Annotated in this window: 1 pseudogene; it reads right to left on the bottom strand. The window is 42.8% G+C overall.

Going from position 1 to position 292, the window contains the following annotated elements:
• Positions 1-292 (bottom strand): annotated as a pseudogene (locus tag HC175_RS23040) (glycosyltransferase family 4 protein); the annotation flags it as partial.

Genomic DNA, 292 nt, shown 5'->3' with positions numbered 1-292 from the left:
GCTCTCCAAAGATTTTCAGGATTTCTTCCGGAAAGTAAAGACCCGATATGAGAAAGGCTAAATTTCTCATCCATCGGAAGCATTTCCACCTGCTCCACATCGTAGCCATTAGTGATCACTTCTACAGGGGTTGTTGTTTTCTCCCGGAATTTCTTTTGTGTCGTGTAACTGGTGGTAATAATTAAATCGGCTTTTTGAAGCACCTCTTTTTCGAGCTGCTCATGCTTAGTTTGCGAGCTTTTCGTCAATTTCAGTTGATCATGATAACCTATCTGCGTCCAGGGATCCCGAA

The sequence above is a fragment of the Salinimicrobium oceani genome (assembly GCF_012037645.1).
The sequence above is the reverse complement of the archived record's forward strand: the minus strand, read 5'-3'. Positions and strand labels throughout refer to the sequence as shown.